Source organism: Thermocrispum municipale DSM 44069, assembly GCF_000427825.1.
In the GTDB taxonomy this organism is placed as follows: Bacteria; Actinomycetota; Actinomycetes; order Mycobacteriales; family Pseudonocardiaceae; genus Thermocrispum; species Thermocrispum municipale.
This window is the reverse complement of sequence record NZ_ATYT01000015.1, coordinates 97,509-104,959: the sequence shown is the minus strand read 5'-3', so window position 1 is coordinate 104,959 and position 7,451 is coordinate 97,509. Positions and strand designations below refer to the sequence as shown.

The 7,451-nt window shown below is 69.0% G+C and carries 7 protein-coding genes; 2 read left to right on the top strand and 5 right to left on the bottom strand.

Translation table 11 applies throughout. The features are described 5' to 3' along the window. Positions 1–251: 251 nt before the first annotated feature. From YWM_RS0113865 to YWM_RS0113845, 4 genes are all read right to left on the bottom strand, one after another. Positions 252–1,067, bottom strand: a complete 816-nt coding sequence (locus YWM_RS0113865; protein ID WP_043661055.1) for a TIGR02569 family protein — start codon at positions 1,065–1,067, stop codon at positions 252–254. Positions 1,068–1,426: 359 nt separating this feature from the next. Then, complete coding sequence (moeZ, locus tag YWM_RS0113860; protein WP_028851236.1) at positions 1,427–2,605, bottom strand: adenylyltransferase/sulfurtransferase MoeZ; 1,179 nt, start codon at positions 2,603–2,605, stop codon at positions 1,427–1,429. A gap of 134 nt (positions 2,606–2,739) precedes the next feature. Then, positions 2,740–3,795, bottom strand: coding sequence for a DUF3152 domain-containing protein (locus tag YWM_RS0113850; RefSeq protein WP_043661053.1), 1,056 nt, complete (start codon positions 3,793–3,795; stop codon positions 2,740–2,742). Positions 3,796–3,887: 92 nt separating this feature from the next. After that, positions 3,888–4,868 (bottom strand): alpha/beta fold hydrolase, encoded by a 981-nt coding sequence (locus YWM_RS0113845; protein WP_028851234.1) that lies wholly within the window; start codon positions 4,866–4,868, stop codon positions 3,888–3,890. A 183-nt stretch (positions 4,869–5,051) separates the two neighbouring features. On the opposite strand from YWM_RS0113845, the gene YWM_RS0113840 reads away from it, so the two are divergent. Continuing rightward, complete coding sequence (locus YWM_RS0113840; RefSeq protein WP_028851233.1) at positions 5,052–5,702, top strand: TetR/AcrR family transcriptional regulator; 651 nt, start codon at positions 5,052–5,054, stop codon at positions 5,700–5,702. On the opposite strand, the gene YWM_RS0113835 is transcribed toward YWM_RS0113840, so the two are convergent. Continuing rightward, the gene (locus tag YWM_RS0113835) at positions 5,699–6,628 is read right to left on the bottom strand and encodes an alpha/beta fold hydrolase (RefSeq protein ID WP_425426554.1); all 930 of its coding nucleotides are present in this window, start codon (positions 6,626–6,628) and stop codon (positions 5,699–5,701) included. The two genes, YWM_RS0113840 and YWM_RS0113835, sit on opposite strands and share 4 nt — an antisense overlap. Positions 6,629–6,695: 67 nt before the next feature. Between YWM_RS0113835 and YWM_RS0113830 the strand changes: the two genes are divergently transcribed. Then, the gene (locus YWM_RS0113830) at positions 6,696–7,442 is read left to right on the top strand and encodes a TetR/AcrR family transcriptional regulator (protein WP_245566040.1); all 747 of its coding nucleotides are present in this window, start codon (positions 6,696–6,698) and stop codon (positions 7,440–7,442) included. The last annotated feature ends 9 nt before the right edge of the window (positions 7,443–7,451 follow it).

Genomic DNA, 7,451 nt, shown 5'->3' with positions numbered 1-7,451 from the left:
CTGAAGGAGTCACCGATGGAGGTGCCGCCGTACTTCTTGCGCTGCTCCTCGAGTGACTGCAGGATGTCCGCCCAATCCCCGATGAAGCTCATTGCGGCCCTCCCGACGGCTTCCTGGTCATCGCTCCGGTCGCTACGGTAGCAACTCAGCGCAGACGGTGGGCCACTTTCCGGATACTTCACACAGGCTCGAGAACATGCCACTGACCGCGCCTGATCAGCACCAACGCAGTCGAAGCGAAGCGGCAGGCGTCAGCCGGCTTCGCCGACGAGCACGGCAGCGCGGCGGAGGCCGTCGAGGGTCTTCTCGTCGGCGGTGGGGTTCAGGGCGTGGGCGGCGAGCCGGAACAGGGTGGCCCGCAGCAGCATCTGGCGCCACTCGGGCAAGTGCGACCACTGCTGGATGAGGCTGGCCCCAGCGACATTGGCCACGACGGCGTCCACGACCACCAGCGCGGTGGCCCACTCCGCGGGCCGGTAGTACGGCCGAAAATCCAGCACGGTGGGCATTCCGTCCCCGGTGAGCCGCACGCTGCTGAAGAGGCTGCCGTGCACGACCTGGCTCGGCAGGCTGGTTTCCCGCGCTGCCCCAGCCAGGATCTCGAACCACCGGCCGCCGTTGGCCTCATCGAGTTCGGCTTCTTCCTCGCCCCAGGCGACCCGGTCGGCCTTCGCCAACAAGTCCTTGCGCTTGTCGATGAAATCCGGGCGTGGCAGGTCGATCAACGCCTGGTGGAGCTTGACCGAAACGAGCACGATGTCGTCGACCGGCGGACGCTCCCCTGGCACCTCGTCGCCTTCGTCCGGAGACAGCCGGTAAGCCATCCAGCCGCCCACGATGGCCCGTCCGTCCGTGGCCCGCGCGGGACGCGCAATCCGGACATCCGGCAGCGAGACCTTCCCGAGCGCGCCGGAAGCCCAGACCGCCTCGGCCGAGTCCGTGGCGGGCCGCAGCACGACGCCGTCGCCCCGCCAACCCGCGTCGTCGTCGAGCGGCTGCAACTGCTCAGGACTCACACCGAATGCAGCGCAAACGCGCAGCGGAGGGCGCTCGCGGGTCAGGGTCACGGCGGCAGACTAACGCGGCCACCCGTCACCCCAGTGGGTGACACTCCGCATCAGGCCCTCCAGCACTCCTTATGGTGCAATCCGACCCTCCGTACGCATCACGGTGCGCTGCGTGACAGGGCGAGTCGGAAATCGCCCTGCGCGACAGAACGGGCCGGCCCGGCATGACACGGCGCCCCGCCCCGCGTGACAGCACCGGCAGGCCTTCGCCGCGAACACTCTTCGGCCTGCGCTCGGCCAGTGGCGAGCCAGCCGGACTGCTGAGGGGCGGCCGCGCAGGGCCTCCGGGCATCCGCGCCGGCATCAGCCCCCAGACATGCGCCAGCGGGCGCCCGAAGGCGCCCGCTGGGTCCAGCGTCTCAGTACGTCGGCAGACTCGGGTCGATCTGCTTCGCCCAGGCGAGCACACCGCCGCCCAGGTGCACCGCGTCCGAGAAGCCCGCACGGTGCAGCGCCGCCAGCGCCTCCGCGGACCGGCCACCCGACTTGCAGTGCAGCACGATCGGCTTGTCCTGCGGCAGCTCGGCCAGTGCCTCGCCCGACAGGATCCTGTCCTTCGGGATCAGCTTCGCACCGTCGATCCGGACGATCTCGTACTCGTGCGGCTCACGGACGTCGATCAGCTCGAAGTCCTTGCCCGAGTCGAACATCGCCTTCAGCTCGTGCGGCGTGATCGTGCTGTTCTGCGCCGCCTGCTGCGCCTCGTCCGACACCACACCGCAGAACGCCTCGTAGTCGATCAGCTCGGTGACCTTCGGCGTCTCCGGATCCTTGCGGATCTTCACCTCGCGGTAGCGCATCTCCAGCGCGTCGTAGGTGATCAGCCTGCCGAGCAGCGGCTCACCGATCCCGGTGATCAGCTTGATCGCCTCGGTGACCATGATCGAACCGATCGACGCGCACAGCACGCCGAGGACGCCGCCCTCGGCGCAGGAGGGAACCATCCCGGGTGGTGGCGGCTCCGGGTAGAGGTCGCGGTAGTTGAGGCCCTTGCCGTTCGGCGCGTCCTCCCAGAACACCGAGACCTGACCTTCGAAGCGGAAGATCGAGCCCCACACGTACGGCTTGCCCAGGATGACCGCCGCGTCGTTGACCAGGTACCGCGTGGCGAAGTTGTCCGTGCCGTCCAGGATCAGGTCGTAGTCACGGAAGATGTCCAGCGCGTTCTCGCTGGTCAGCCGCTCGGTGTGCAGCACGACGTTCACGAACGGGTTCGTCTCGGCGATCGACTCCTTGGCCGACTGCGCCTTCGACTTGCCGAGGTCCGACTGCCCGTGGATCACCTGACGCTGCAGGTTGGACTCGTCCACGGTGTCGAAGTCGACGATGCCCAGCGTGCCGACCCCGGCCGCGGCCAGGTACAGCAGCGCAGGACTGCCCAGCCCGCCGGCGCCGATGACCAACACCTTGGCGTTCTTCAGCCGCTTCTGGCCCTCCACCCCGACGTCCGGGATGATCAGGTGCCTGCTGTAGCGGGCTATTTCCTCTTTGGTCAGCTCGGCCGCGGGTTCGACCAGCGGCGGCAGGCTGCCTGACATTCGACCTCCAGGTTCACGCCACGTGGATTGTGCGGTGGTCTCCTTCGATCCTCCCCGCACGAACGGCGTCCGTCCACATCATGACGGTGCCGTCCACACTCTGGAACAACACGAGGTCGTGGCCCGATATTCCGTCACTCCGCGCCGGGATTCGGCCACGCGTTCGGCTTGCACACCTTGCCGTCGCGCGGCACAGCGCTGTAGTTGGTCGGATCGGCCTTGTTCAGCTTCGCCACGTAGTTGTTGGCCACGCCGAACGTCTGCTGCATCATCACCGGCGCCAGCGCGCCGTTCCGTTTGCAGCCCACGTGGCCGTTGTTCAACGCGTGCCCGACCTCGTGGTTGATGGCGTACTGACGATAGGCGGTCATGTCCGAGTTGAACGCCTTCGCACCGCGCACCCAGCGCGCCAGGTTGATGATCACGCGGTCCATGCGCCGCTGGTAGCACGACGACTCGTACTTGATCTGGAAGCCGCACACGTCGGCTCGGTGCGTGGTCGCGGGCGAGGTCAGGCTGATCCGGAAGTCCGCGTCCGCGGGATCGTCCACCCGCTGGAAGCGCACCTTCCCGCCGCCGGTCCAGCTGCGCGGATCCGACAGCGTGGCCTCCACGGTCTCGGCGAACGCGTCGTCACCGGTGTAGCTCGACGGATCGAGCCCGTTCTCCACCTCGACCGTGTACTTGTACAGCCGACCGCCCGCCTTCCCTACCGGCGGGCTGGAGCCCTTCACCACATGCCAGGTGCCCCGGCCCTTCTTGGTGAACTTGCCGCCCGCAGGCAACTCGGCGGTCGGGATGCGCAGATCGACCGGCTCCGCGGGATTCTCCGTCGCGCTCGGCCCCTCGCCACCGGAGGCGGCACCCGCGGCAGGTTTCTCCGCCGCCGCAGTCTGCTCGGGCGGCTGAGCACCATCACGGGAGTCGAGCACCGCCAGCACGGTGACCACCAGCAGCACCGGGAGCGCATAGATCCGCCAGCCGTACTTCTTGACCCAGCTGGACGGGCCCGCTGACCGAGACCGCGGACGCGCACGCTCGGGCCGCTCCGGGGCCGGGCGCCACGCCGCCTCCAACGGCTCCGCAGCGATCCTCCTGCCGCCCGGCCGATAGCGCGGAACGCGGTCGACAGACCTGCGTTCGGGTGGCTGTGACGTGCGGACGCGTGCGCTCCGCGTTCGTCTCGTCACCCGATCATTCACGGTCCACAGCCTGCCACATCACGAACCGAGCACTGCACCGACAGGCTGACATCGCGCCCATCACCCATCACCCGACCGGCTCAACGCTCCGTTTCCGTCTCCTGCCACAGCTGCAGCGTGGCCTCGGCGACCCGCCGCGGCTGCTCCATCTGCGCGACATGTCCAGTATCCGGCAGCATCAAGAGCCTGCCGTTGCGGAGTGAGCGCACGGTCCGCGTGGCCTTCCGCGAGCTGATCACGCGATCCCGCGCACCCCAGACCACCAGCGACGGCGCGGTGATCTGCTCGAGCGCGCGCCACATCGACCGCGGCCCCCACGCCACCCAGCCCTTGAAGATCCCCAGGGTGGACCGGCCCATCGCAGACACCGCCCACTGGTAGCCGCTCCGCTGCTGGTACTCCTCCACCAGTTCGGCCACCCGATGCGGCGGATAGCGCGACGGGTCGTGGAAGCACAGTTCGAGCACCTGCCGCACGCGCTGCTCCGGCGTCATCTCCAGCAGCTGCTTGCGCGCCCGCGTCCCCACCACGGGCAGGTAGGCCAGCGCCAACCGGGGATCGGACAGCCGGCTCAGACTCGGCCGCAGATCCGGCACCGCGGGCGAGATCAACGTCACCGATCGCACCAGCTCCGGCCAGCGTGCCGACAGCAGGATCGCGATGGCACCGCCCATCGAGTTGCCCAGCACGTGCACCGGTCCCGTGTCCAGGCCGCGCACATACCGCGCCACCCGATCCGCATGTTGCCGCAGGCTGAAGTCGAAATCCGCCTCCGGCTCGGAGAACCCGAACCCGGGAAGGTCGACGGCGACGCCCCGCGCCCACGGCGCGAGCAGCCTGCCCATGTCGGTCCAGTTCGTCGACGACCCACCGAGCCCGTGCAGGTACACGGCGGTCGGAGCATCCGGAGGGCTCAGTTCCGGCTCGGTGCGCCGGACGTGCAACCGGACGCCGCCCGCCTCCTCCACCTTGCCCTGCCACGGCGGCCGGCGCTCGTCCAGGTCCGGCAATTCGAGGCCACGGCGGGTGGAGTCGCCGTCGGACACGGTGGGATCAGCCATAACACCAGGATGACGCACCTCGTTCACGGTGCGCCAACGGGCAGATCCCACGCACCGCGGACCAGCCGCGACACCGACGCAGCTTGCGCCACCCGTATTACCGACGGGTACTGTCGGCATCGGCGAGATCCGCCCTGAGCGAGACGACAACGCGCGACAGCGCACGACAGCGGAAGGCCGGCCATGACGGACACGACGAACGCGCAGGCCACCGGGGTTCTTGCCCAACTCAAGCGCGGCGTGCGTATGCCCAAACGCAAGCGCCGCGCCCAGCTGCTCGCGGTGGCCCGCGACGTCTTCGCCGCCAACGGCTACCACGCGACTGCGATGGACGAGATCGCCGAGCGGGCCGGGGTCTCCAAGCCGGTGCTCTACCAGCACTTCCCCGGCAAGCTCGAGCTGTACATCGCGCTGCTGGAGACCAACGTGGAGCAGCTGGTCGCCGAGGTCACCAAGGCGATGACGTCGACCTCGGACAACAAGCAACGGGTGTACAACGCGGTCGCGGCCTACTACGACTTCGTCAGCTCGGACAGCGGCGCCTTCCGGATGGTGTTCGAGTCCGACCTGCGCGGTGAGCCGGCCGTGCAGGCGGCCGTGGAGCGCGCGACGTCGGCCTGCGTGCACGCGATCACCGACACCATCACCGCCGACGCGGGTCTGCCGCCCGCCAAGGCTCAGCTGCTGGCGTCCGGTCTGGTGGGGATGAGCCAGGTCAGCGCCCGCTACTGGCAGGACAACCACTCCGCGGTCGACCGCGACGAGGCGATCGCCTTGATCGCGCAGCTGGCGTGGCGCGGTATCGGCGGTGGCTTCCCGCTGAAACAGTCCTAACCCGCCGGAACAGCCGTCCGGATCAGCGACGTCAGCCGCCGCGCGACATCGGTGGTGCGCTCGTGCATGAGCATGTGGCCCGCGCCCGGATACAACACGTAGCTCGTTCCCGGCAGCTGCTCGGCGATCACCTTGGCGTGCTCGACCGAGCAGAGCCGATCGCGGTCACCGGCGAGCACCAGGGTCGGAATGTCCCGCAGCACGCTCAACGCGACCGTGCGGTCGTGCGCGAAGATCGCGTCCAGCAGCCCGCCGATGGTCGCCGGGTGAGCCGCTAACGCCGCTCTCGCAGTCTCGACGACGTGCCGCCGCGGCGCCCGCCGCCCGAAGACCAACCAGCGCACCACCGGGCTGAGCACCTGCGGCACCGCAGGCAACGAACCGTTCTCCCGGCGTTCCAGCAGACCCCGCAGCACAGGCTCGACACGCGGCACGCTCCGCCCGAGGGCACCGCGCAAGCCCAGCGAGATGCGGTGCATGTTGCCCGAGGACGTCGCCACGAACGCCATCCCGGCCACCCTGGCGGACACCACGTACGGGTGGCGTTCGGCCAGCGCCATGAGCGTCATCCCGCCCATCGAGTGGCCCACCAGCACCAAGGGGCCCGTGGTGCGTGCGGCCAGCAGCTCCGCCAGGTCGTCGGCCAGTTGTTCCAAGGTCCGCGCGCCGCGCCGCGCCGGGTCCGATCCGCCGTGGCCCCGCAGGTCCATACGAACCACCCGCACGTCCGTGGGCAGTAGCGCGCAGACCCCGTCCCAGCAGCCGCTGTGCTGGGTCCATCCGTGCACCAGGACGACGGTGACCCGGGCGTCCGACGGCCCACTGGTCCGCACCAACAGCTGCGTGCCGTCCGCCGTCGTGAACCGGTCGACCCGCTCAGCGCCGGTGGCGTAGGACCGTTGCCGTCGAGGTTCCACCAGGCTCACGCCGTCCACCTTTCGCCGAAGTTACTGTGACGAGCAGTAACAGTTACCTCGCGGTATGGTGATCGACATGGCCGACGGTGTCAAGAACGGCAGCACGCGCTCGGACGCCCGGCGGGACCGCTGGCGACGTCATCGCATCGAGCGCCGCGCGGAGTTCGTCGAGGCCGCGCTGCGGGCGATCGACAAGCACGGCCCGGACTTCGGCATGGAGGACGTCGCGGTGGAAGCGGGCGTCACCAAGCCGGTGCTCTACCGACACTTCACCGACAAGGCCGACTTACTCGTCGCGCTCGGCCAGAAGGGCACCGAGATCCTGTTCAACCGGCTGATGCCCGCGCTGAACCAGGAACTGGCCCCGCTACCGCGCATCCGGCGGGTGATCGACGCCTTCTTCACCACCGTCGAGGAGTACCCGAACCTCTACCGGCTGCTGGTGCATCCGCCGCCGCACGCAGCCGAGCCGGCCAGCACCGACATCGCGCAGGAGGACAAGCGGCTCATCGCGTCGGCGGTGACCGCGGTGCTCGGCGACTACATGCGCGCGTTCGGGATGGATTCCGGCGCCGCGGAGCCGTGGGCGCACGGCGTGGTCGGGCTGGTGCAGAACGTCGGGGAATGGTGGCTGGAACGCCGATCGATGAGCAAAGAAGCGGTGGTGGAATACACCACCGAGATCATTTGGGCGGCCATCGACGGAGTCCTGCGGCAACACGGCCACACGGTCGATCCGAACAAGCCGCTCGAGCTGAACAAGGTCATCACAATGCGCGACACCCGCGGCGATGCCACGGGTGTCGACGAAATCGCTGAGTGATCCGGCCGG

What these genes read in the sequence shown, in the direction of transcription:
- moeZ (WP_028851236.1), bottom strand. Translation starts at nt 2,605, where the DNA reads ATGTCAGGCAGCCTGCCGCCGCTGGTCGAACCCGCGGCCGAGCTGACC.
- YWM_RS0113840 (WP_028851233.1), top strand. Translation starts at nt 5,052, where the DNA reads ATGACGGACACGACGAACGCGCAGGCCACCGGGGTTCTTGCCCAACTC.
- YWM_RS0113845 (WP_028851234.1), bottom strand. Translation starts at nt 4,868, where the DNA reads ATGGCTGATCCCACCGTGTCCGACGGCGACTCCACCCGCCGTGGCCTC.
- YWM_RS0113830 (WP_245566040.1), top strand. Translation starts at nt 6,696, where the DNA reads ATGGCCGACGGTGTCAAGAACGGCAGCACGCGCTCGGACGCCCGGCGG.